Origin of the sequence: Microbacterium sp. NPDC056003 (assembly GCF_042274785.1) — a bacterium.
Taxonomy (GTDB): Bacteria; Actinomycetota; Actinomycetes; order Actinomycetales; family Microbacteriaceae; genus Microbacterium.
Genome location: NZ_JBHJXQ010000001.1, coordinates 1,674,211 through 1,698,498, shown reverse-complemented (window position 1 = coordinate 1,698,498; position 24,288 = coordinate 1,674,211). Strand labels below are relative to the sequence as shown.

The 24,288-nt window shown below is 65.0% G+C and carries 20 protein-coding genes and 1 riboswitch; of the genes, 13 read left to right on the top strand and 7 right to left on the bottom strand.

The annotated features are described in order from the left end of the window. The first annotated feature begins 149 nt into the window (after positions 1–149). Entirely contained in the window at positions 150–2,423 is a 2,274-nt protein-coding gene (locus ACFC1W_RS07820) for a hypothetical protein (protein ID WP_375990659.1), read from the top strand. 24 nt (positions 2,424–2,447) lie between these two features. Beyond that, complete coding sequence (locus ACFC1W_RS07815) at positions 2,448–4,097, top strand: Hsp70 family protein (RefSeq protein WP_375990657.1); 1,650 nt, start codon at positions 2,448–2,450, stop codon at positions 4,095–4,097. 3 nt (positions 4,098–4,100) lie between these two features. On the opposite strand, the gene ACFC1W_RS07810 is transcribed toward ACFC1W_RS07815, so the two are convergent. Then, a complete protein-coding gene (locus ACFC1W_RS07810) occupies positions 4,101–7,496 on the bottom strand; it encodes a helicase-related protein (protein ID WP_375990654.1) in 3,396 nt (1,131 codons plus the stop codon). A 291-nt stretch (positions 7,497–7,787) separates the two neighbouring features. On the opposite strand from ACFC1W_RS07810, the gene ACFC1W_RS07805 reads away from it, so the two are divergent. After that, entirely contained in the window at positions 7,788–9,206 is a 1,419-nt protein-coding gene (locus ACFC1W_RS07805) for a DUF2130 domain-containing protein (RefSeq protein ID WP_375990652.1), read from the top strand. Positions 9,207–9,317: 111 nt separating this feature from the next. Here ACFC1W_RS07805 and ACFC1W_RS07800 read toward each other — a convergent pair whose 3' ends face one another. Beyond that, positions 9,318–10,304 carry a hypothetical protein gene (locus ACFC1W_RS07800; RefSeq protein ID WP_375990649.1) on the bottom strand — a complete coding sequence of 329 codons (987 nt, stop codon included), beginning with the start codon at positions 10,302–10,304 and terminating at the stop codon, positions 9,318–9,320. A 113-nt stretch (positions 10,305–10,417) separates the two neighbouring features. Then, positions 10,418–10,534: riboswitch (SAM riboswitch) on the top strand. A gap of 53 nt (positions 10,535–10,587) precedes the next feature. Here ACFC1W_RS07800 and ACFC1W_RS07795 point away from each other — a divergent pair. The 5 genes from ACFC1W_RS07795 to ACFC1W_RS07775 all read left to right on the top strand — a co-directional run bounded on the left by ACFC1W_RS07795 (position 10,588) and on the right by ACFC1W_RS07775 (position 13,600). Next, complete coding sequence (locus ACFC1W_RS07795) at positions 10,588–11,109, top strand: hypothetical protein (RefSeq protein WP_375990646.1); 522 nt, start codon at positions 10,588–10,590, stop codon at positions 11,107–11,109. Beyond that, positions 11,109–11,684 (top strand): hypothetical protein, encoded by a 576-nt coding sequence (locus ACFC1W_RS07790; protein ID WP_375990643.1) that lies wholly within the window; start codon positions 11,109–11,111, stop codon positions 11,682–11,684. Before ACFC1W_RS07795 ends, ACFC1W_RS07790 begins: the two co-directional genes overlap by 1 nt. 133 nt (positions 11,685–11,817) lie before the next feature. After that, entirely contained in the window at positions 11,818–12,021 is a 204-nt protein-coding gene (locus tag ACFC1W_RS07785) for a hypothetical protein (RefSeq protein ID WP_375990641.1), read from the top strand. Next, positions 12,018–13,034, top strand: coding sequence for a zeta toxin family protein (locus tag ACFC1W_RS07780; RefSeq protein WP_375990638.1), 1,017 nt, complete (start codon positions 12,018–12,020; stop codon positions 13,032–13,034). The genes ACFC1W_RS07785 and ACFC1W_RS07780 overlap by 4 nt, the downstream gene beginning before the upstream one ends. Then, a complete protein-coding gene (locus tag ACFC1W_RS07775; RefSeq protein WP_375990636.1) occupies positions 13,031–13,600 on the top strand; it encodes a recombinase family protein in 570 nt (189 codons plus the stop codon). Before ACFC1W_RS07780 ends, ACFC1W_RS07775 begins: the two co-directional genes overlap by 4 nt. Positions 13,601–13,769: 169 nt before the next feature. Here the strand turns inward: ACFC1W_RS07775 and ACFC1W_RS07770 are convergent, their stop codons facing one another. The 5 genes from ACFC1W_RS07770 to ACFC1W_RS07750 are packed head-to-tail and all read right to left on the bottom strand — an operon-like array spanning position 13,770 to position 15,936. Continuing rightward, positions 13,770–14,033, bottom strand: a complete 264-nt coding sequence (locus tag ACFC1W_RS07770) for a hypothetical protein (protein WP_375990634.1) — start codon at positions 14,031–14,033, stop codon at positions 13,770–13,772. Further along, entirely contained in the window at positions 14,030–14,923 is an 894-nt protein-coding gene (locus ACFC1W_RS07765; RefSeq protein WP_375990632.1) for a hypothetical protein, read from the bottom strand. Before ACFC1W_RS07765 ends, ACFC1W_RS07770 begins: the two co-directional genes overlap by 4 nt. A 5-nt stretch (positions 14,924–14,928) precedes the next feature. After that, positions 14,929–15,399, bottom strand: coding sequence for a hypothetical protein (locus ACFC1W_RS07760; protein ID WP_375990629.1), 471 nt, complete (start codon positions 15,397–15,399; stop codon positions 14,929–14,931). Continuing rightward, positions 15,396–15,716 (bottom strand): glutaredoxin family protein, encoded by a 321-nt coding sequence (locus ACFC1W_RS07755; RefSeq protein WP_375990627.1) that lies wholly within the window; start codon positions 15,714–15,716, stop codon positions 15,396–15,398. The genes ACFC1W_RS07760 and ACFC1W_RS07755 overlap by 4 nt, the downstream gene beginning before the upstream one ends. Then, positions 15,706–15,936 (bottom strand): helix-turn-helix transcriptional regulator, encoded by a 231-nt coding sequence (locus ACFC1W_RS07750; protein WP_375990625.1) that lies wholly within the window; start codon positions 15,934–15,936, stop codon positions 15,706–15,708. The genes ACFC1W_RS07755 and ACFC1W_RS07750 overlap by 11 nt, the downstream gene beginning before the upstream one ends. Before the next feature lie 125 nt (positions 15,937–16,061). Between ACFC1W_RS07750 and ACFC1W_RS07745 the strand changes: the two genes are divergently transcribed. The 5 genes from ACFC1W_RS07745 (at position 16,062) to def (ending at position 24,094) form a co-directional block, all read left to right on the top strand. Next, positions 16,062–16,649 carry a hypothetical protein gene (locus ACFC1W_RS07745; protein WP_375990623.1) on the top strand — a complete coding sequence of 196 codons (588 nt, stop codon included), beginning with the start codon at positions 16,062–16,064 and terminating at the stop codon, positions 16,647–16,649. Beyond that, positions 16,642–17,760, top strand: coding sequence for a tyrosine-type recombinase/integrase (locus ACFC1W_RS07740; protein WP_375990620.1), 1,119 nt, complete (start codon positions 16,642–16,644; stop codon positions 17,758–17,760). The genes ACFC1W_RS07745 and ACFC1W_RS07740 overlap by 8 nt, the downstream gene beginning before the upstream one ends. 159 nt (positions 17,761–17,919) lie before the next feature. Then, a complete protein-coding gene (locus tag ACFC1W_RS07735; RefSeq protein ID WP_375990618.1) occupies positions 17,920–18,225 on the top strand; it encodes a CU044_2847 family protein in 306 nt (101 codons plus the stop codon). Continuing rightward, positions 18,212–22,894, top strand: a complete 4,683-nt coding sequence (locus ACFC1W_RS07730; RefSeq protein ID WP_375990615.1) for a trypsin-like peptidase domain-containing protein — start codon at positions 18,212–18,214, stop codon at positions 22,892–22,894. The genes ACFC1W_RS07735 and ACFC1W_RS07730 overlap by 14 nt, the downstream gene beginning before the upstream one ends. Beyond that, positions 22,895–24,094, top strand: a complete 1,200-nt coding sequence (gene def, locus ACFC1W_RS07725; RefSeq protein WP_375990612.1) for a peptide deformylase — start codon at positions 22,895–22,897, stop codon at positions 24,092–24,094. Positions 24,095–24,288: the final 194 nt, after the last annotated feature.

The window sequence follows — 24,288 nt, the reverse complement described above, 5'->3', positions numbered from 1 at the left end:
ATTGCCCGCGCGTCGGCCTCGCTTGACGTCATGCAAGCGACCTCGCCAACACGGCCGTCGACGTCGACGGTCTCGAAGACGAATAGCTGGCGCATCAGGACTCCACTCTCGCAGATTCCCTGAAGACGGCGGAATCGTAGACTCGATCCGTGTCTGACAAGCCGCTCGTCGTCTTCGCCCGTCGCGATCCGTCTCGCGTCGGCAGACTCCTGTCGAAGCCCGGCAAGTCCCTCGACGTGCGATGGGAGGACGGATCGACCGAGACCGTCGTCTCGGGCGAGTTTCTTCAAGCGCCGCTCGGAAGCTCGCGATTCATCCAGCACGTTCTGCCTGAGCTGTGGCAGGAGCTGTGGTCGCAGGACGAATCAGCCACCGAAGTGCTCGTAGCGATGCTCGCCGAGCAGCCGAACTCGGTTGAGTGGGCCGACCTTCGCAAGAAAGCGACGGACCTGCTCCCGCGCGGCGCGATCGATCAGAAGCGATGGGATCGGCTGCGCGGCCGCCTGCGGAAGCGAATCGGTGTCGGGTCCGGACCCGTGACGAAACTGCGTCTCGGCCCCGACTTTGAGGTCCCCTCTCTTCTCCCGGCGGATTGGCAGGACCGTTGGGGTCACGTCCTGAACGACGACGCGAGTCCGAACCAGGCAGGCGACCCAGAAGTCACTGCGGTGGCACCTGCCGCGGAGCAGCGCGGCGCCGATGACGCCCACGATGCGGACGCTGACCGCAAGGACGACCCCGACGCGGCGTCGGTTCCTTTGACGGGCACGTCGGCGCCGACGGCCGATTCGCCTGCCGACGATGAGTCGAGCGACGAGTCCGCCGCGACCGAGACCAAGCCCACACGGAAACGCTCCCGCAAACGGCGTACGTCAGGCACGGACGACACATCAGAGCATCCCGCGGCTCCGGAGACCGTTCCCGCCCGTACGTCTCGCGCTGCATCCGATGTGCTTGCGGAGCTCAAGAAGGTGACTACCGACGGAGACGCGCGCGAAGGTCTCCTGCGAGAGTTGCGGTCGACGGATGTGAGCCCGCTCGACGCCTTTGCCGCTGAACTCGTCTTCGGCGGAAGCGTTGCGAGCGACCTGGCCAATTCACTCTTCGATCAGCCCGCCGAACAGCTGCGACCTCTGACACTCTCCGCTCAGTCGGTTCGCGCCGCACTCGGCAAGCTGGACGCGGGCGATCGTCGCAGGGCGTGCACGTCGCTGCTCCTCACCCGGGACGTGCTGTCTCGAGATCTCCTCGCCGAGTGGACCGCTGACGCAGAGAGCGTCAAGCGCCTGAACGCGCTGACCCGGCAAGTCCGCGCGCTATCGCCGAAGGAGCTTCAGGTCGTGCTCCCGCAGTATGCGCGGGCGGTCGACGGTCTGACTGGTCGACGCGCTCAGTCGGACGCGTCCGGGCCGGCAGTCGCACCGTCTGCGGACATCCTCAAGGCTGGCCCGGTGCTGTCCCTGCTTGCCGAAGGCGGTCCTGCCTGCGCACCTGCGGCGGATGGGCTCGCTCAGGCGATGGCGTTTGCCGTTCGAGAACGCCGCGAACCCGTGGAATCGGTCGCTGCGCTGAAGGAGCCGCTGTCACGGCTGCCCCTCTCGTCGGAAAGCGGCCGATTCCGACTGCTCGCCGCACTGCCGGCCGATGATCCTGCGACCTCGTCCCGGGACTGGTTGGAGGGCATCGGTGCCGACGATCTCCTTGCGCTCTCGGACGCCGATACGACTCGGCTCACCCGGGTGAACTCGTGGCGAGAGCGGATTGCGGAGATCGCCGAGCAAGCAGTCGCCGCCGCCTCGACGAGGAGCCGGCTCCTGCGGCTGCTGTCAGCGGGGGCCGTCGCCACGAATGTCGCGACCGATACGGCGGTATCTGCGATTCGCCGCGTTGCGGGCGCGGACGCCTCGGTCATGGAATGGCTCCGCGCTTTGGGCAATCGCGAGCAGATCGAGGCACTGTCAGGTCAGGTTGCTCAACTCGAGGATGCAGTCGAGGCCGCGTCGACCGAACTCGCCGTTCACCGGGCGCGAGCCATTGAGGCGACCGAGCGCGCGCAGAAGCTCCAGTCGCAGCTGGATGGCGCCGTCCAATCGCAGGGGACCGCCCACGATGCAGTGATCGTTCAGGCTGAGCGTGACGCGTACCGTGCGCTGGCCCGCATCCTTGCGACGGTCGGAAGCGAAGCGCGCCGACTGGACGCGGATCAGTTGATCATGCGACTCCAGCAGCTCGTGAGAATTCAGGGAATCGAGCCGATCGGCGCAGCAGGCGAAGAACTCGCCTTTGATCCCGCGCTGCACGACGCGCCAGGCGGGCGACCCGCCCCCGGCACAAGCGTTCATGTCGGACGGCCCGGGTACAAATGGATTCGCGAGGACGCTGAGGAAGTCCTCGTGAAAGCGCTGGTCGCGGTCGATCAATAGATTCAGGAACTGGGGACTTCATCAATGGGTGACATCGTTGGGGTGGACTTTGGAACGTCCACGTCGCTTCTGGCGGTGTCGGCCGCCCTTGGCGCACAGACGCTCCCGATCGGCCAGACCAACAAGTGGATCCCGTCCATCGCTGGCCTCAGTGGAACGACGTGGTCTGTCGGCGACGACGCCGCGAACCTCGACGAACCCTCGATCGTCCGTTCCATCAAGCGAGCGATCACGGACAACCGGGAGCTCGTCACCCTTTCAGACGGCGCGCGAACGACAATCATCAAGGCGGACGATGTCATTCGCGACATCCTCGGCGAGATCGTGCAGCGCGCGGCCTACAACGCCGTCTCGGTCTCGGACGAATCCGCAACGGTTCGACTCGGGTGCCCCGCGATGTGGACGGGACCGCAGCGGAAGCGCCTCATCGAACTCGCGAACGACGCCGGCGTCCCCGTCAGAGACTCGACGCTCGTCGATGAACCGATCGCCGCCGGCGTCGCGTGGATCAACGGGCAGCTCGCCAAGGGCAATCGACTCGACGGCAAGGTGCTCGTGTACGACATGGGCGGCGGAACCCTCGACATCGCCATCCTGCGCGTCAAGGCGAACGCCGCCGCGTTGTCGAGCCGCGCAGACATCGCGGTGCAGGCCGCGAACGGTAACGAGATCGCGGGTGACCTCGTCGATCGCACGCTGCTTGAAACCTTGAAGACGCGTCTTGCGGAGGCTGGGTTCGACGCCGATGCGCCGGGCCATGGCACGGATCTGGCGGGCTGGCTGCTGCGCGCCACTCGCGAAGCCAAGGTTCAGCTGTCGACCCTCCACGAGACGATCGTCGTGGTTCCGCATCCCCGAATCTCGATCCCACCCGTGGAGCTCCGCCGAGAAGACGTCGCCGAGGCCATCGAGCCGCTGTTGAGGCGGTCGATGGATCGTGTGTGGGAAGTCGCGCGCGCTGCTCTCATGAGCCAAGTCGCCGGCTCCACCGAGGCGCAGACGCTCACTCCCGAGCAGGCCCGTCGCCTTGATGAGGACGACCTCAAGGACGGCATCGGATACGTGCTGCTTGCCGGAGGCATGTCACACGTCCCGGCCGTTGGCGAGTTCTTGGGCGAGGTGTTCGGGCACGACCGCATCTACCGTGACGGCGACCCCGAAGAGTTGATCGTCCGCGGCCTCGGAGCCGATGAAGCATACGAAAGCCTCAACCTTCACCGACCCGGATTCGACTTCGTACTCGAGTGGACCGATCAGACAGGGACGCACGAGCGCGCTGTGTACGAGGCCTACACGCCTTTCTACGACCGCCTTCAGGTGCTGTCGACCGGCAGCGTCAAGTACATGCGACGCTTCGACGCCGACCAACGGCTCCCTCGTCATGGGAAGGGACTCGTGCGAGCACGATCCGTTTCCGGGGAGACCATCCCGCTGACGATCGATGGCGAGCACGTGGACGGCATCCCGTTCGACTTCGGAGCAGATCCGGACGCGCACATGAGCATCGAGCCAAATGGCCGCGTCCACCTGCGTGATGGGTTCGGCCGTGTCTCCGAATGGTTCATCGCTCGCTGGCCAGTCATCAAGGGTCGCGGCAACGAAGCTGTGCACATTACGCGCACCCGCGAGGTCACCGCGCAGAAGGAGTGGTACTACGACCACTCCGGGGACTGACCGCTAAGCGAAGACCTCGAGGACGGCGACCTGACTGTGCGAGAGGACCAGGTTGCGCTTGGGCTCCAGTTCCTGTCGGACGGCGTCGAGCTCTGCCTGCAGGCCGCGGAGACGCCCCTCATGGAGGCGGACGATCCTGTGATCGCTTCGCTTCGCCGCCATTTCCTGAAGTATCCGCCTCTCGTTGTCGATCTTGATCTTGAGCGTGTGCTCCTGCGAGCGTATGCGGGCATCGACCATGGCTTCGTTGTCGGCCGCGCGCACAGTGCGGGCTGCACTGATCCGTTCGCCTTCGATCCGTGACAATACGCCGAGATGCGCGCGCAACCGCTGGGGCCGGTCCTCAGCCGAAGGGTCCGCCAGTTCACCCTCGGCGAGTGCCCGCAGGACACCTTCCTCGACGGCCTCGTCGCGTTCGCGCGACTCAAGGTTGACCGCGGTGACCCAGAGCTCGCGGGTGTTCGAGAGCCCAGTCCCCTCGACAAGCGTCACCAGCGCGAGGAACGCCCTCCGACCGCCCGACAACGCAACCCGGCCGAATTGCGGCCTCGAGAGCGGTTCATCGGCAAGCTCCGCGACCGCCAGACGGATAAGAGGGTGCCGCGCGCTGATGAGGTCGACGTCCGGAAGCTCGACGGGGCGATACGACGCCCTCACCGGATCGCCGTCCCGAAGGCGCCAGAAGAGGTCAGCGCCGAGCGAGGATCCTGCGGTGGCGTTGGATACCGCCCTGCGAAGCGCCACGGTCAGCTCAGGCGTGCCCGTGATCGTGACAATCCCCCCGGACTCTCGCGAAATCCGACCCCCGTGCTTCGAAACGATGAACTCCAGCAGCGAGCGGACTTCACTCGCTCCGACATAGCGGCCCGAGGTGGGGCCGGAATCGGTGAGACCATCGATCTCGACGGAGCCCATCGATGCGAGAAGCCCGCTGTTCTCTTCGAGTTTCTTCACATCCGCCCGGTTGCGCGCGACGGCCTGTGCCTGGCGCTCCAGTTCACGCTCGCGTTGCTCAGGCGAAAGCGTGACGTCCAGAACATTCCGCTCAATCTCCTGCATCGTCTGCCGCATGATCGGCTCGAGGTCTCCGATCGACTCAGTGAACAGATCGATGCGGCTGTACAGCCGGCCGATGATGTCAGTCTCGATGGTGCCGGGGATCGACATGTTGAAGATGAAGATCTTGGGACTCTGCTGGAGGATTCGGTCGAGACGGCCGATCCGCTGCTCGACCTGCATCGGATTCCACGGAAGGTCGTAGTTCACGAGCACATTGCAGAACTGGAAGTCGAGGCCCTCAGACCCGACTTGGTTCGCAACGAGGATGTCGAAGGTTCCGCCGCGAAACCGCTCGATCACGGCCTCCCGGTCCCGCATAGGCACGCCGCCGTGCAGATACTCAGTTCTGAACTCCCGACCGAGCTGCTCCGTGAGGTACTCCACCGTCCCGCGGAAGTACGAGAAGATCAGCACGCGGGGCATCACTCCTGCGGGCTGGTTTCCGCTCGAGTCGCGCAGCTGCCTGAGCTTCTCGCGAAGTGCTTCGAGCTTCGAGTCGCGGCTGAGTGAGGGGACAGCGCTCCGCCACTCCGGAAGCTCTGCTGTGGCCTCTGTCGCGGGGACTTCGGCGTCGGCCTCCGGAATTGAGTCATCCTCCCAGTACTCAGAATCTCTCTCGTCTGCACCGAGCCAGCCCGCCTTCCTGAGCATGCGATCGCGTGCCACGGGCAGACAGCTCGTCGCCTGGCGCAACGGCATCTGCATGATGAATCCGAGTGGCATGCGCGAACGTCGTGCGCGCTCGAGGTAGAAGCTCTCGATCTCGTCGTAGAGATCTCTCTCCATGCCGGTCCACTCGACTTCGATGTTGTCGACGACGCGGAGCGCCTTCTCGTCCTGAACATCGACCTTCCGCGTTCGGTTGAGAACGCTTCCGAGCGTGTTCAGGTCCGCGACGAGGCGCTTCACCGACGTCACCTGCTCGGCGTCGAACCCGTCTGACTCCGCGAGGATCTGGCGCAGTCGGGCGAAGTCCGAACGGCGACTGAGGGCGTCTCCGTGAGCCATCCCGGGGATCTGGTCGAGGAGGGCAAGTGCGTTCTTCTTCGAGCGCGTGTCTGGGTCGGAGACCTCGCGCGCGATCCGGTTCAAGTTGCGGTTGGGTTCCAGCTGCGCGGCGAACACCTCTCCGTCAGGGAATGCGTCTGCGTCGAGAAGGTGCATCAGATTGAACAGGTCATGAGAGCCGAGGTTCAGCGGCGTTGCCGTCAGGAGCAGCAAATGGTCCGCCTGATCCGAGAGGATGTCTCCCACGACGGATGTCCGCGTGTTCCGATTCCGAAGGCTGTGCGCCTCATCGACAATGGCCACATCGAACCGCGGCCTGAGCGTGATCAGTTCTTCAAGGATCTCGCGGTACGTCCGAAGCGACTCGAGCGAGACGATCCCGACGAGATCCGGGTCCCTCCCCTGGCGCAGTTCTGTGACGAATTCTGCGAGCTCGGGCTTGCCGAGGACCTTGAGCGGACGCATGAAGCGGTCGCGCATCTCTCGCTGCCACTTGACGGTGAGTGAGCTCGGCACGACGATCAGTCCTCGTCGGATCGGTGACCGTTGCTCCAACTCAGTCCAGATCAGTCCCGCCTCAATCGTCTTGCCGAGACCCACTTCATCCGCAATCAGGATGCGTCCCGTCGAGCCCGAGAGGATCTTCAACGCAGGGAGGAACTGGTAGGGCTTGAAGATTGTCCGGGTCGCGGCAAACGAGTAGAGGAAGTCTGTCAGCGGATGATTCAACTTGATCCACGACAAGGTTCGCGCAATGACGTGAGCCGTCGCCGGCTCCTGATCAAGCCAGAACTCGGGGCTGCGCGGGTCGCCGCCTAGCTTGCGAAGGTCGGCCTCGGAATAGCTCTGGAGAGTTCCGGCGACGTCGACCGTGATCGTGTGCCCGGACGCGTCGCGTCGCACATTCACCACCCGGCCGATCTTCTTCCGGCCAACGATCTCGACGACATCGTCGATGGTGAAAGTCGACGCCCCGAGGAATTGCCCAGACGTGTGCCAGTGGTCGTCGTATACGTCGAACGCAGCGGCAAGGTGACTGTGGTCGTAGTCGATGCGTCCGGCCGCTGCCGGCGCAGCGTCCTTGGCACCCCGAACCACGATCAGAGCGAGACCCTCGCTAGCGTCGAGCACGGCATACGTGCCGTTGTGCAGCTTCCGAGCAGCCGAGGGGACCTGGGCAATCCGCGTTTCGGCGCCGAGGAGCGACTCGACGTATCGGGCTGTGTCATCCGTCGCGGGGCCGACGACGAGAACTCGCGCGACATCCTTCCCCAGCGTCGAAGCAACGATGTCTGATGGCCAATACGCCAAGTCGTCCTGTGAATCGAGCATCCGGCCGCTCCCCTGCGTCTTCGGTCGTTCGCGTCGAATGCTAGCAACGCCGTAGTCGGCTCTCCGAATGGCGTCGCCCTGGAGACCGCGTCGCGCACGCGACGCCGCCCAAGACGAAATGATGCTCTCTGAATAATGATGCTTGCGCTTTGCGCGCATCTTAGCTATGCTACAAGCATAATCACTCGCGCACCTAAAGCATAGGACGCGGGTGGGACTTGAACAGTCTTGGCTCGACATCTGCTCGCTCGCATTCAGTGAGGCGAGCCACTCGACAGGGAGGAATCACCCATGAACGAAATCAAGTGCCCCCGCTGCGGAACGGTGTTCACAGTGGATGAGGCGGACTACGCCAACCTCGTCAATCAGGTGCGTACGGCGGAGTTCGAGAAGGAGCTCCACGCGCGTCTCGCGGAGGCGGATAAGGCCAAGCTGGCCGAGATCGCGCTCGCTGAGGCCATGGCAACCCAGCAGGGCCAGCTGGCCATCGCGGAGAGGGAGGCCGAGATCCAGCGGCTGAAGGCCGACCTCGGCGGCGCGGATTCGGCCCGGGAGCTGGCCGTCACGAAGGTGGCCCAGGCCGCACAGGCGACCGCCGCCGAGAAGGATGCCGAGATCGAGCGGCTGCGGACCGACCTCAAGGGTGCCGAATCCGCCCGTGCGCTCGCGATCGCACAGATCGCGCAGGAGGCGCAGGCTGCCGCCGCGGAGAAGGATGCTCACATCCAGCGCCTGAATGGCGACCTCGAGAAGGCCGCCACCGCCGAGGAACTCGCCGTCGCCAAGGCGGTGTCGGACGCCGAGCGGAGACTCACCGAGACGAAGAACCAGCTCGCCCTCCAGTCTGCGGAGCACAAGGTCAACGAAGTCGCCCTCAAAGAGTCCCACTCGAAGGAACTCGCCCTGAAGGACGAGCTGATCGAACGCTACAAGGACATGAAGGCGAAGCTCTCGGTCAAGCTCCTCGGCGAGACGCTCGAGCAGCACTGTGAGACCGAGTTCAATCGCGCGCGTTCGCTCGCATTTCCGAATGCGGCGTTCGGCAAGGACAACGACGCCTCGGGTGGCACGAAGGGCGACTACGTCTTCCGAGATTTCAGCAACGACGGAGTCGAGTACATCTCGATCATGTTCGAGATGAAGAACGAAGCCGACGCGTCAACGACCAAGAAGAAGAACGCCGACTTCCTCGCGAAGCTCGACAAGGACCGCAACGACAAGGGCTGCGAGTACGCCGTTCTCGTGTCGATGCTCGAGGAGGACTCCGAGCTGTACACGGGCATCACGGACGTGTCTCACGAGTACCCGAAGATGTTCGTCGTCCGGCCGCAGTTCTTCCTCGCCATCATCGCTCTGCTGCGCAACGCCGCCCAGGACACCATCCTCGTGAAGGCCGAGCTCGAGCAGGTCAAGAAGCAGAACATCGACATCACGAGCTTCGAGTCGGACCTCGATGAATTCAAGTCGGCGTTCGGGCGCAACTACGACCTCGCCAAGCGCAAATTCGAAGCGGCGATCAAGGACATCGACGCTGCCATCGATCGGCTTCAGCGGGTCAAGGAGAGCCTGCTCGGGTCGGAGAACAACCTTCGTCTCGCGAACGACAAGGCCACCGCCCTCACGGTGAAGAAGCTCACCAAGGGCAACCCCACCATGCAGGCGCGGTTCGCCGAGCTGGAGTCTCGGGACGAAGAGCCGGACGCCGCTTGATCGGAACACGGGCAAGGACCCTGCGTGTAGATCGCGCGCGGTCCTTGCCCGCTCGCGATTCCGTCCACGCAGCGGCCCCGGCAAGAGAGCTGCTCCCGTCGTCCGCCCGAGTCAATCGCATCCGCATGCGCCCGACACCGAGCGCACCTGGAAGCAGTTCGGACATACCGCCGGCGCGCGACTCGCGCTCGAGTGGCGCAACTCCGGGTTCGCACGCCTCTGGTCGCTGGTCACGCCAGGAGCCGCGACTTCACGCGACCCGCCAGGGGCGTTGGCACGCACGGGCGAAAGCTGTGCGAGGAGCGCGACTTCCGACATCCCCGCGAGGCCTCGGCCGATGCGAGATCGCACGTCTGCGCGGATGGGTGGATGCCGTCGCTCCACGATCTGCCAACCAGCAGCCAACTGCGTACGGCCAGAGCGCGATGCGACGACCGGGAGATCAAGGCCGAGGTCGTGAAGCGACAGGAGTTCGTTGCGTGTCGCCGCGGAGTAGCGCGCACCGTCGTTCACGGCATCCGTCGCGTCATCCAAGTCGCCGCGAGGAGTGAGCGTGAACCTGATGAGGCGTCGCGCGACCTGCAGCTGGTCGATGCCGACCGCCCTCGCGAGCGCTGGCATGACGACGGTGCCAGAGCGCGCCGCTCGGTCGTACGCGACGAGCAGTGCCGCGTCCTCCGAAGGCGTCCACGGACGCTCGTTCCCTGGCCAGACCTGATCGACATCAACCCGAACGCCCGGCGTTGTTCTGGTCACGACGCGAGACTGCGGGTTGGGCAGCGGTGCCTCGTGCGTTGGCGCGGCGGGCGAAACATCGACCGGGGGCGAACTTGCCGTTGCCTGCGTGGCGGCGCGCGCCGACGGCGGCACCGCGTCGTTCGGCGCTTGGCGAGGACGCTGGTCCTGCTGACGGGCCCCGTCGTCGGCTCGGGGTCTGGTTTCTCCCGCCTGGTTCGTTGTCCGCGAGCGCCGCAACATCGCGATCAGCCCCGCAATCGCAGCAGCGACCACCAATCCGATCGCAAGAAGATCGCTAAGCCCGGATATGCCTGGATCGCTCACGAGCCCCCCAGCTGCATCGTCAACAAGGATGTCCATCGGCGTGTGCGAACGCCATGGCCATCCCATCACTTGTCTGCCCGGCGCCAAAATGCGCTGGCAACGACCCGGTCCACCGTCGATGTCGGAGCACCATGCTATGTTCGCTTCAGGTTCAAGAGTGGCAGCTTCCGGTACCTGGCCGGCTGCCCGGCAACCCTCCTCCATCGAGCGGGGTGCCCCAGGGGAAGAACCGGCCTGGCGCAACCGCGTGCGGGCAAGTCGATGGGGCGCGACGCCGCCCCGAAGGGGTGCAGCACCGCACCCGGACAGGAGCACTCTGATGAGCGCTGAGATCCCGGCATCCGAAGTCAACAACACCCACGGTCCACTGGACGGCGCGAGCCACGTCGAGTTCGGGTCCGGAGACTCGATGGGCGATGGGTGGGGCATCCCCTTCGGCGGCGCCGGACGCCGTGGCTGGTGGCGGGTGTTCGAAGTCTTCCCTCCAACGCGTGGAGTCGCCCGGACGGGCACGGGCAAGTACGTGAACGCTGCTGAGGGCGCGGCGTGGGGGGCCGCGCTCGGCGAGATCGCCGATGGGCTCTCGTCGGCCGGGTTCACACCGGAGGACCTGTACGTCCTCTCCCTCACTCTCCAGCGTCTCGACGAGGACCAGTGGGCACGTGTGGACAAGCGGCTGTTCGCGGGGGAAGGAGTCCACTCCAGGGACGGATGGAGGCTGTGGCCCATCCCCGAGAAGTGGGCGGAGTGGCCCACGCTCGTCCGAGAACGGGGAATGCTGCCGCACGAAGCAACAGAGATCGTGCTCGGCGACGTCTGGCGAGGACAGGGATGGTACTGATGTCGGAGCCGCGCGGTGGAATGAGCAGTGTCACGAGGAACGAATGCGAGGCAGGAATGAGCACGAACGAGAAGAGCCCGCGCCGGCTGGTCTACGGCCCGGCAGAGTACGCCGGCTACGCCGGAATCATCGTCGACGCCGACGCGGCCGCGCGGTTCGGTCGAGCGGCAGAGGCGGCAACACTGGGGGAATACGTCGCTGAGTTCCTCGGCGAGTCGTGGGACGACTATGTCGCGTCGGAGTTCGGCGATGTCGGGGATGCACCCTCTCCTGACGACCTCTTTGACTTCGCCGAGTGGCTCAACGAGGTGATCGAGTTCCCCACAGACACCGCGTGGGATGTCGCAGCGAAGCGCGTCGCTGAAGTCATTGCGTCGCACGGGGCCACACTTGATGAGATCCGCTCCGGCGGCGGGTCCCCCGGTGGCAACATGGACGCCATCTCGGGGCCTCTCGAGCAGCTCGCGGCTCTGGCGACGTTCATCGATGCCGAGCGGGACGGATTCACCCTGGAGCGCGATGACGCGCTTGTGGACCTTGGAATGTCCCGCAGCCTCTACGTATCCGAGAGCTGAGACTGAGATCGGTGGGCGCGTGCTCCGGCGGGCGCCCACCGATCTCACGCGAAAACCCGCAAGCAACCCTTTTCGCCTTGGCACTACGATGGGCGCTGGGAGGCTGGGCTTGGCTGGGATCTCGGCGTGGCGTGTGAACGACGTCGTTGCATATGAGGCAATGCGCGAGTCGGCGACCACGCTGAGCGCGCTCCTGCTTCGCTCGTCAGCCGACATTGAGGTACGGGAACTTCGAGACGCCGTGGTCGGTGTCGACGGCTACGATCGCGCGGCGGTATCCGCGCTCGCAGCACACATCCGCGGTCGAATCGCGGAGCTGACGGAGTCTCAAACATGAGCGAGTGGGAACTCGAGGATGCCGAGCGCGAGGAGATCCTGACGCGGCGCATCCTGCCGCTGTACTTCAGAGACACGCCACTGCCCGACGAGCCACCGAGGCTTGTCCTGCTCGCGGGCCAGCCCGGGGCAGGCCGTTCGCGTGCGGCAGGCTCGCTGATCGCCGAGCACGGATCCGACCTCGCGGTTGTGAGCGGCGACGATCTGCGCGCCTTCCACCCGCGATTTCCTGATCTTGTCTCTGCGCGATCGCCCGAAGCAGTCGCGGGTATTGCACGCGCGACAGCCGGATGGTTGCGCGACTGCATCCGATACGCGCGTGAGAACCAGCGTTCGCTCCTCCTCGAGGGCGCGTTCCAGGATCCGGCCGTCGCGGTTGCCACCGCCGAGCGATTCGCAATGGCGGGCTTTCAGACACGCATCGTCGTGGTCTCGTCCCGTCGCGCCGAGAGTCTGCTGACTGTCGCATCACGCTATCTGCGCGACGTACACGGCTCGGTTCCCGCTCGGTTGGTCGGTCGAGACGTGCACGATCGAGCCCTCGAGGCGACGGGCGAGCTTGTCGCGGCAGCGCGAGGTGCGGCATCCGTCGACCGACTCACCGTGCTGAGCCGCACTGGCCGGGTCGTGTTCGATGCCCGGCGAACGGATGGTGAGGACGCGTTTCGCGACGCTGGCATCGCACTGGAGGCTGCGCAATCGTCCCGTTTGAGCCGGTTCGACGCCACGCAGTGGCTGAGCGAGCTTCATCGCATGACCGAGTTCGCGGCATCCCGTCGTGATCTTCCTCGCGGTGTGACTGAGCTGCTCGTGGAGCTACACGAGATCGCGCTTCGCGAGGTGATTCCCGAACTGCACGTGCCGAGCGACGGCACGTTCACGATCGCGATCGAGCAGAAGACGGTCGCGAGGCTGGTGGACCTGCGGCGGTCGCTTCCGCGGGAGCAGATCGTGGACGTGGCAGCTCCGGTCGTCGCGCCCGTCGGCCCGGAGCGCGGCGGGATCTCGCGATGACTCGGCTTGTCGGATACACGCGCGAGGTCACGCCAGGAGCCGGCACGGCAGCGGATGCTGCGCAACTCACGCTCGCGGGTGCCGAGCGAGTATTCACCGACGATGGCCCGGCCGGCGCGACAGAGCGTCCCGGTCTCCGCGAATGCCTCGAGTTCGTCGAAGCCGGTGACACGGTCATTGTCACGAGCGCAGCGATGGTCGCGCCGACCGCCGCGCAGTTCCTCACGGTGGTGTCGGGATTGGCGGGGAGAGGCGTCGGCTTCCGTTCACTTGCTGAGCCGGCGCTGTCCACTGGGACGGCCGTAGATTCAGCCGAGGTGTTCGTCGCCCTCGAGTCGCTTCGACGTCGCCTGTCGAGTCTGCAGACGCGAGCCGGGATGGCCACGGCCGCGAGCAAGGGCCGGCGTCCCGGTCGCCCGACCGTGATGACACCGGAGCGAGTCGCGATGGCGGTGGAGCTCCGCGACCTGGGTCGGCCGGTAACGCACATCGCGCGCGTGCTCGGAGTGAGCGCGAACGCAGTGCAACGCGCGCTGGCGTCGAAGGCGGACCAATCCAGCTCCTGACCACTCCCTCCCCGATGCTCCTGGCAGTGGCTCACAACGTGACCGGAGGCGTGCGCAGTGCCGAGCCCGAGGATTACCGGACTGAGCGGAGCGAAGGAGGATATGCCGCAGGGCCGGAACGGAGCGCGCCGTAGGTCGCTACGATCGGCCGTCAGGAAGGACCGAACCCTCACTCCCCCGAGATCTCGGCCAACTTCTGGATGAACGGCCGTCGGTCGGCGAGCGGCTCGGTGATCAGCATCCGGATGACGCTGCGGAACATCTGCAGGTCAGGTTCGGGCAGGCGCTTCTCCAGCGGCACGGTGCACCACGCGACGTCTTCCTCGACGTCGTAGCCGGGCTCCCTGTCGGACTTGCCCGGGTAGTAGGTGAACGCGCAGATGGCGACGCGGTAGAGCACCTTCTCGGCGCGGTTGCGGTCGATCACGGTCATCGGTTCAGTCCTGTCGAGTTGTTCTGCTGGAGCATCGGATGCGGCGCGGCGGGGTCCAGATGGTGCGGGCGGCGAGGCTGATCGCGGTGGCGCAGGCGATCGTTGATCTGCTTCGCGATGGCTTCCATGCGGACCTCCTCAAGCTCTTCCGGCGTAAGGCGCGGCTTCGGCTTTGGTCCAGGGGTTCCCCGACCAAGCTCCTTCTGGAGCCGCGCCAGCTCCTGCTTCTGCACTGCCAGCGTGTACGTCGCGCGGGCCTTGAGGCAATCCCGCTTCCACTCCGCCCACAGCTCGGGAGGCGTCTCGATGCTCTTCTTGGCCACGGCGAGTTCCGGTTTCGTCCAGAGCCGTGAGAAGAACGCATCGGCCGCGGCGCGATTCCGTTCCCGCTCGTCTCGCGGCACGCGATGGATGCGCCGCGCCGGCAAGCCCGCCGCACGGCGCCGCTTCTCGCGATCGCGCCAGGCGCGGCTCGCGGCGTTCTGCTTCTCCTTGTTGCGCGCGTAGTACTCGCGCCGGCGCGCGCGCTGCTCCTCGGCATGCTCGGCGTAGTACTCGCGGCGACGTTCGCGATGCTTCTCGGGGTCCTCGCGGTACTTGTCGCGGAGCCGCGCGTTGACCTCGTCTTTGTGCTTGTCGCGCCAGCGCTGGTTGCGCCCGCGCTTGCCCTCTCGATATGCCTCGGGGTCCTTCTCCCGCTGCTCGGCGCGATACTGACGCTGGTACTCGAGGTACTCCTCGCGGTGCTTGGCGTAGTACTCCCGCGCGTACTCGCGGCGAGCTTCCTTCCGCTGCTTCTGCCGATCGTGCAGCGCGGCACGCGCGTGGGCGATCTGCAGGCGGAGGTCCTCGCTCTCACGCTCGAACCGCTCGGTCTCGTCGTCGGTCACGTTCATCACCTCGCCAGCGAGGAGTCGGCCGGCTGCGGCATCCAGATCGCGTCGAGCAGTGAGTCAGCGGGCGCGAATCGATCACGGATGCCGCGAGGCCGCGCAAGCGGGAACCGACGATCGGCCTCCGTGGCAGAGCGCTTGCCCTTCGGAAAGTACTCGTGGAACAGCCCGCATACCGGATCCACGACGACCCAGTGGCAGCGGACACCCCACCACACGGTGAGGTCGAGTTCCGCTTCGTCGACCGATTGCGCCCAGACACCGACGACGTGTCCGTCCGCGAGCTGGGCAGTGTGCCAGTTCCGGTCGCCAGGCTCGATGTCTCGGGCGGCGAGCGCGGCCTCGATCAGCTCGCGCCGGATGCGGCAGTCTTCGTCGGTCGCGCGCTCACCGCGGATCGGTGCCGCGGCGCGGATCCGCTCCCCCGCTTCGGCGAGGCTTTCGCCGGCGACCGGGGCGTTCAGCGGGTTCATGCGCGACCCCCGAGGTGCGCGGCGAGTCGCTTCAACTCGCCCGGCTGAAAGCCCAACCAATGATCGTGCTCATCGACCACCACGACGGGTGCCCGGGTGTACCCGAGGTCGCCGATGACGTAGTCGCGGGCGGCACGATTCTCCTCGCGCGTGATGTCGCATTCGACGAACGGGATGCCGAGCTCGGCGAGCACCCTCACGGTCAGGGCGCACTGCACACAGGCGCTCCCCGCCGTGTACACGGTCACGACAGGCGGTTCGGATGCAGCATCCCGAGTCGAATCGATCTCAACGGGAATGGCGAGATCAGTAGTCATCGCTCGTCCCCTCACGGGTGCCGGCGTCGACCCACTCGTCGACCTCGTCGGCGGCGTATAGGACGATGCGGCCGAGCTTGCGGTAGCGCGGACCCTTGCCCTCGTGGCGCCACATCGCAAGGGTGCCCGTCGTGATGCCCGGCAGCTGGTCGGCGACCTGCTGTGGGCTCAGGTATCTGTGCTTCAGCTCGACCGGAGTCGTGTCGATCCTCGTTGCCACGGTACACCTCCGTTGCGTTGTCTAAACCGTGTTTGACATGAGTACACAACTAAGCGGTATGCTCTGTCAAGAGGTTCCTGCGATGCGCGTTCGCGGTAATGCAAGATGAGGAGGTGAGAATCGACGTGACCACTCCCGAGGGCACACCGATGACGGCGGATGCTGCGACTGAGCCGGTCGGGTCCGCACTGCGCATCGCCCCCGCGTTCGTCGCAACGACGACAAACGACGAGACGGGAATCGAGACGACGCTCGAGGCGCAGTACTCCCCCGACGAAGGCCGCTACATCGTGACGACGATCGTGAGTCGCGCCGTGCGACCCGACTTCGATCAGCGCGCGCTCCGCCACACGGCGGCGCAGTCCATCGTGCAGGCGGCCGTGCCGCACTGCATCGCCCTTCGGCTGGATGCCGGCGAGGAGAGCGAGTGGACGACGGTCGCCGACCTCACGACGGGCGAGGGCCGCATCATCCCGCAGTGGATGGCATCCGCCGTCGTCAAGCGCGGGATGAAGGACGAGCGCATGGAGGTGATCGAGATCCTCTACGGCGCCGCGGCGCTTGCCGACCTGCCCCCGACGAAGGCGGTGCAGGTCGAGCTCGATGTGCCGCATCGCACGGCATCCGATTGGATCGCGAAGGCCCGCGCCGCAGGCCGCCTCAAGGGCATGAACTACTCGCAGGGCCGGCCACGTCGAACGGACGATGCCTAAGCGCACGACCCGGAACGTCTACTCCTACGACTCGGTCAAGCACGGCACGCTCTGGCGCGCCCGCTACGTCTCGCCGAGCAACCGGGTGGTCGAGAAGCGCGGCTTCCTGACCAAGGCCGAGGCGGAGGCCTGGCTCACGACGGAGAAGTCCAAGCTGATCACCGGCGACTGGACGGACCCGCGCAAGGCGAGCGTGACGGTCGGATCGCTGGCACCGGCGTGGCTCGAGATCAAGCGGCGCACGCTCAAGCCGTCTGCCTACCGGCCGCTCGAGACGAGCTGGCGGCTCCACGTCGCTCCGCGATGGGAGCATGTTCCGCTGCGGCGGGTGGTGAATGGCGACGTCGCCGCCTGGCTGAGCGAGATCGACCGATCGCCGTCGATCGTGCATCGCGCGTACGGCGTGCTCAACGGCATCCTCAAGCAGGCAGTGAAGGACGGGCGGCTGTCGCGGAACCCCGCTACTGGGGTGGACTCGCTTCCGCGCCGGCGCACGCGACGGATGCGGCGATACCTCACGCAGGACGAGCTGCGCCGTGTCGCGGATGCCAGTGGCTCGCATCGATCGCTTGTGCTCACGCTCGGGTACTGCGGTCTGCGCTGGGGTGAGGCCGTCGCGCTGAAGGTCGCTGACGTCGACCTCGAGCGCCGCCGCATCACGGTGCATCGGTCGGCCGTCGAGGTGCACGGGCAGCTCCACATCAGCACCCCGAAGACGGATGCCGGCACCCGGCTCGTGCCGCTCCCCGTGATCGTGGTGGACGCGCTGCGGCCGGAGCTGTCGGGGCGTCGGCCGGGCGCACTCGTGTTCCCCGGGCCGACAGGCGACTACATGCGGCGCGTGCGCGCTTCGACGGGCTCGAAGTCGTGGTGGAAGACTGCGCTGGCGACGGCTGGCGTCGAGACGATGGTTCTCCACGACCTGCGGCACACCGCCGCGTCGATCGCGGTTAACGCCGGCGGCAACGTGAAGTCGGTGCAGCGGATGCTCGGCCATGCGTCAGCCGCGATGACCCTCGACCGGTATGCCGACCTGTTCGACGATGGGCTGGATCGATTGCTCGACCAGATCGACGGTGCAACAAACTCACGCCGCGAACGGGCTACCTGACGGGCTTGGGTTAAGTCTCGCCGAAGATGGTTTCATCCAGCGGGTGGAGCTGGCGCGGGAACGGAGGCTCGATCTGACCGATAGCCACACCTGTCGTTGAGTGTTGCCCCTGAGGCGCCATATGCTCGCTTCAAGTTCGCGCAAATTGGGGGGGTTGGGGTGCTGGTAGAAGCTGTGCTGCCGAGCGGGGCGACTGTGTTGATCGATGGTGAACCGCCATCTGGACCTACGGATGTGTCGCTCTCATCAGCGCTCAATCTGAGCGAATTGCGCGCGACGATGGGCGAATTCGCTGACGCGCTCGTGGAACCCTTGCGGTCAATGGCGGCAGACGAAGTCGAACTTGAGTTCTCGGTTGGCTTGGAACTCGGAACAGGACGAATGATCGCGTTCTTCGCGGCGGGCAAGGCACAGACTGGCACGAAGATTCGGATCCTTTGGAAGCGTTCGAGTGCACCCGGATGATGATGTCTGGTCCGTATTGGCGGACGCGACTGTCCGAATAGGTGACGACTCGGGGAGGGTCCATGGTTCCGGGGTATTTATTGCACCCCGCCGTGTGCTCACTGTTGCGCACGTTGTCGCTCGCACGAATGACCCGCTGGTCGTAACTACAGCGCGCGGCGACCGGCTAGCGATCGTGAGAATCCGGTCGATCCTCCCAAAACACAAGGAGCCGGGAAGCGCGATATGGCCACTGCCCGATCTGGCGCTGCTAGCGGTTGAAGACGAGGACCTCCCTCCCGGTCTGCCGTTCGTCGAACTCAGCGACCATACCCCGGGTGCAGAAGTGTTCGTATCGGGATCCGCAATCGGCCTGAGCGGCGACCTGGTCGACGACCGCGCCCGCCTTCGATACGAGGCAACAGTCACCGATCAGGGCTACTCGATCCATAAGTTCACGGGTACCGCAGTGTCGCCAGGAATGAGCGGCGGCCCAATACTGGACCCCGGCATCGGCAAGGTTGTTGGTTTGGTGAAGGCCGATCGCGGCGCAGAGCGTGGAGCGTACGCTATCGCGGCTGCCGCTGTGCGCGAGGCACTCCCGGCCGAGTGGGCGTCACATCTGCAGGCGCACGAGCCGGACTCGGAATGGCGCCGGCGCACTCGAAGCGCGAGACACGCCGCAGCCGATGCATCTGCGGTTTCTCGCTACCTGACTGCCCTCTCGGAGTCAACGTCGGAGTCTGGGCTCTTGCCTGAAGGGGTTCGTCGGCGGGACGTCCGCCAGCCAACACGAGTGCGCCCTCGCCGGGCGATCGGCGTCTCGCTCGCCCAGGATCGGATCGAAGGACGCAACAGCGTCGCCGCCAACACTGGCGACACGTTTCTGTGGGATCCTGCTCGCTCTCCATGGAAGTCGGTTGGAGTCGTGGCCGGACCAGGAATGGGCAAGACCTGGCTTCTGCTCGATCACGCGGTCGCGATCGCGGAGCAGAGCCTTGCTCGCCTCTCCAAAGAAGGCAGTCACGTCGCTGACGCAGTGGTCCCAGCATTCGTGAGTGCGGCCGCGTTCGCACGACGACTAGCGCCGGACGCGGACGTTGACGAGATCCTCGCGTCTCTCGGAGCCACGCTGAAGCGCGCACTGCCTCTGTCCCCCGACCAGGGAACACTCGCGTCGATACTCGGCATGGCACTCGATGAGTCGCGCCTTGTCCTCTGCGTAGACGGCTTGGACGAGGTCCCAGTCGACCTCCGCGAGCGTCTACGCGCTGCGCTTGCCGAACTCGAACCGCGACTCGCGCAACTGATTGTCTCGGGACGTGAGTCTGCACGGGGAGCTCTTGAACGGGTGTTCGTGAGCGATCACGAGGAGTTCGAACTCGCCGGGTTCGCGCTAGGAGATGTCCAGCGGTTCGTTCGAGCGTGGCACCGGCGGGATAGTGTGCGCATCCGCGCTGTCGAGAAGGCGCTGCGCGACAACCCACGGCTTCGTGAACTGGCTCACGTTCCGCTATTGCTAACCTTCGTTTGCCGGCTCGCGGGCAACCACGACAGTCTCGCCTCGACCAGGTCCGGTCTCTACCGCGACATGATGAATGGAGTCCTCTCAGGAGCCTGGCGCGACTCAGATCCGCAACCAACAGATCCGGCAACTCGCCTTGCTCTTCTTTCAGATGCAATCGGCTCAATCGCCGCCGGGTGGCGGAGCCCGCTAGACGAGTTCAGCCGACACAGCCTGGAATCCGCCCTCCGTGGCCAACCGGGCTATCAACTTCTTGCAGACGCGGCATTGGATCGTTGGAGAAGGACCGAGGGGTTCATTGACAGGCAGGGCACTCCTGAACCAGTCGCTCCGGTGACGTGGGAGTTCCTGCATGATGGCGTATTGGTAGAGTCCGAGGGGTCGGCGGGCGAGAGGCTGCTGCGATTCACGCACTTGGTGTTCGGTGAGTTCACCGCAGCAACTTGGATCGCTAGCATGTCGGCGGACGCAAGATCGCACCATATTGAGGCGCATCGATGGTTCGACAGCCAATGGACCGACACAATCGCCATCGCTTGTGGCATTGCGGCCGACTGTACGGACATCCTGGAGTTGCTGTTCCGGCCACTTGGCGACCCGTGGTTGAGTCAAGCCGAATTGCTGGCTTCATGTATGGCGGAGGCACCAGCCACCGTCCCACCGGACTTAGTCAAGTCGCTGATTGACTTCCTAGTAGAGCGGCTCAACCGCGGGCCTGCTTCAGACGCGACTACGGCTCAGCGAGCACTCGGCGCGCTCGTCGCAGGCCGGGTCACGAAGGCCGTGGAGCACTTGGGTGAGGCGCTTCACGGCGGGACGTTTCAGCATGAAAGGCACGTCGCATTTGCACTGCGGACACTATGTCAGGCTGGTGAACCGCGAGCGGTCGCGGCTTGCAGAGAAATCGTAGCGGATCCGTCCTCGCCAACTGCTGACCGGGACGCCGCAGCTCGCGCCCTGTGCAGCAACGGTGACCCCACAAGCGTGAACATCGTTGTTCGAACCTTCTCGGCGCAACGGGGGACACACCAGAACCTCGCGTCGGCGCTCGCTTCGGGAGAGGGAGCGTCCAGGGAGGCAAAGGCGCTTGTGCAGCGCGATGACCTGGACCGAGCGCTCAAGGTGGTGGTGGGCCTCGAGCAACTACGCGTAAACGGTGACGACGCGCTGGTCGTGGAACTCCTGGGTGACAACAGCATCGGTGTCGCTAATGAGATTGTGCTCATCGAAGCGCTACTACGGGCAGGAAGACCCGTCGACCATGCAACAGCCAATCGCCTAATTGCGAACCCAAACGCGACGCAGCGCGACAAGATGGCGCTCGTTCACGCTCTGCTGTTGCGCGGCGACTTCGCAGCGCTCCCTGCTGCTGCCGACCTCGTGATCGACACCAGCATCGACTTCGAGCTACGGCGGAGGCTCGCGCAGACAATGGTGTCCATCGGACGGGAGGGCGGGAAGACGCTCTGTCTTGCCGCGACTCGATCCTTCGTGCCCGTGTCCGCTCGACTTCAGGCTTTGCTCGCGCTCATTGAGGGCAGGAACGAAGAAGGATGCCGCGCCGCGAACGCAATCGTCGCAGAGGGCGCGGGCGAAGGTTGGATCCAGGGGCAACTCGCGGGGCATCTCCTTGTCCATGCGCCGAGTATTGTCGATATGGGCTCGGTTCGCCGACTCCTAGCCGATCCCGAGCTCGCAGCCGCGAGTACGCGTCAGACGTGGGAGGACTTGGCAGGACAAGCGATGCGATCCGCCGACACTGACTTGCGGGACGCACTGCACGATCGGATCAGGCGCCGCATGGCAAACGACGCCGGTCCTGGTAATGACCTACGATCGATCGATCTTCGGAGATTGTTGCGGGTCCTCTCCGCCTCTGGTCGCCACGGCCTGGATCTCGTGCTGGAGATCGCGGCAGATAATCGCGTGCCGATGCCACTCCGGATCGAGGCAGCGATGCGTGCCGTCACAACCGACATCAACTCAGTCGACTGGCTTGAGCAACTCCTCAGCAGCGATGAGCTGAGCGGTGCCGTTCGCGAACGATTGGTGGTTGCATTCGCCATGCTGGGAGCACCTCAAATGCTTGCTCGTATCCAGGAGATGCTTCCCACTTCAGAACCCGCCTACGCAGCTTTGGGCGCGATTCTCCGCGGCCCCACAATTGGCCAGGCAACTATGGCGGAGGGTGTGCTAGCGGGCACGGCGGCCGCCGAGTACCTGGCCGAAGCGACGCCGGTGACCTGGGACGTCGACTTTGCGAGCCTCGCAGACTCAATCGAGTTCGCCAGCGGTTCCGAAGTGCAGAGGGACTCTGCTGTCAGGTTCCTCGAGAACCAGCTGCGTACGCGGACCCTGGGAAGGCTACTCTCGCTCCTTCTACCTTCCGAGCTTGAAGCTCTGTATTCGATCGACGGCTTCGTCGATTCGGATGCGACCCGCAATTGGCTCGCTGTCTGGGTTCCGTCTTACCACGAAGTTGCGTCCGAGGAACTCCGGCGACTGCAGGTAGCGATAGAGGCGGATCCTGACTTTCCGCCCCCCATCGACACGGGCACATCGTTGTCAATTGTTTCAAACGTTGCCAGCCTCTTGGATGAGTGGTGGAAGCTGATATGCGCGGAGCGCTATGTGTCAGCGCTCAATCTGATCTCCGCGAACCTCGATGTCTTCGTGAGCGCCGTAGCAAAGTCTGTCAACGACGTTGCGTGGGCCCTCGACGGGTGGCCGACGGATGCCGCTCGGAACTTCCTCCTTGATACGGTGAGAGCCGAGGGGGGCGTTGAAGCTGCCCGCAGAATACTCTCAATCAGTACGGGGCCCCTCGACATTGCGCGTCATCACTTCAGCCACGGCGAGATAACCCAAGCATTCGGTGCCGCGAGCATGGGCATCTTCCTCGACCCAACAGATGCAGCCGGCTACTTCTACGCGGCTGAAGCGATGGCAGTCAACGGGCAACAAGAACATGCACGCAACCTGATGGAAATGGCCGCAGCGAGAGCATCTCCGAGCCAAGCTACACAAGGCCGAGCGAGCTTGCTCGAGACCGGACAGCAGTTCCAGGTGCCGATCGCGCTCATCGAAGATCTCCGGGACATTCTTGCCCGGGCACTACCCCGGAACGCCGTGGCTATCGCGGATGAAGAACCTAGGCAGGAATAGGTGCGCAGCGCAGCCGAGTTATCGATTGTTACCGGATCCGCAAGAACGCTCAGTCTGCCGACACACGCGATTCGACGCGGTACCTCGCCCATTGACTTCTCAATCGTGCCACGGGCTGTGCGCTGGGAGATCGCACGAGCGCTGACGTATGCGCTTCAGTCGGGTCGATCCGGCGTAGGGCTCGCCGCTCCGATGACAGGACTTGGCATTCGTGCCGTCGTCTCAACGGCCGCTAGTGCGCCCATCGTGATGTTCAACCCCAGGATCGTGGCAACAAGCGGACCAATCTTGTCTGCGATGGAGGCAAACCTCAGTCTTCCGGGCCTTACGGCGAACGTTCCGCGCAACCTCTCGACGACTGTTCGATGGCAGTTGGCCGATTCGGGGGAGGAAGTCACGGCAACGTTTGAAGGTACGCAAGCGCGCGTTCTGGCGCACGAGATTGAGATTCTGGACGGAGTACTGTTCGTTGACCACGCCGCATCAGCGCCGACCGACGCCTGGATGACCGACGACGAGCGAGCGCAGCGAGCGTTCGCGGCAGTCGCGGGAGGAGACCCATCCGCTCGACATCAGTCGGAGACGTTGAGTCTGGCCACGATCCCACCGTCGATGCTTGCATTGAACGGCGTACTAACGCGCCCGTCGGACGACGTCGACCTTGACACGATGGATGGTGGACACCTGCGGGCGCTCGTGCGCGAGATGTTCCGGGTCATGTACCGCGCTCGGGGCGTGGGATTGGCGGCGCCCCAAGTCGGGCTGGGATTGAGGCTCGCCGTAATCGACTCAGGCATTGCACCGCCCAGCGTCCTGATCAATCCGGAGGTGATTGACCGGGACGGCGACTCTGAAACCGAAGCGGAGGGATGCCTTAGCCTCCCCGGCGTTCGCGGAGCGGTCACGCGAGACACTCGCATCAAGGTGAGGACAAAGACGCTCACAGGCGATTCGGTAGAGGTCGAGTTCGCAGGCTACCAAGCTCGCATTGCCCAGCATGAGATCGATCACCTCGACGGAATGCTGTATCCGAACCGGATGGAACGGTCGGACAAGTTGGCCTCGACCGACGCGGGTGACATCGCCGACTCGCTCACTCAAGAGATGAAACGACAAGAGTCTCGGTACACGACGGCGAGCCGGAGCGGAAGTGCGGGCACAAAGGGGGCGCAGAGTCGGAACAAGCGGCGTCGTCGCTGATCCTTGGGAGTGCGGTGTCGACGGAGATAGCCGTATATCGCGGGCACCGAGATCAGATGGCCCGGACTCGTCGTCGGCAGCGGCCGGGATGCTGGTCTTCGATGACCAAGGCACCCTCATCGTCGAACGCATCGGGCCACCGCCCGGCATCGCTACGTCGGGAACGGTCGGCCTCGCGGGCCGGCGAAGAAGGA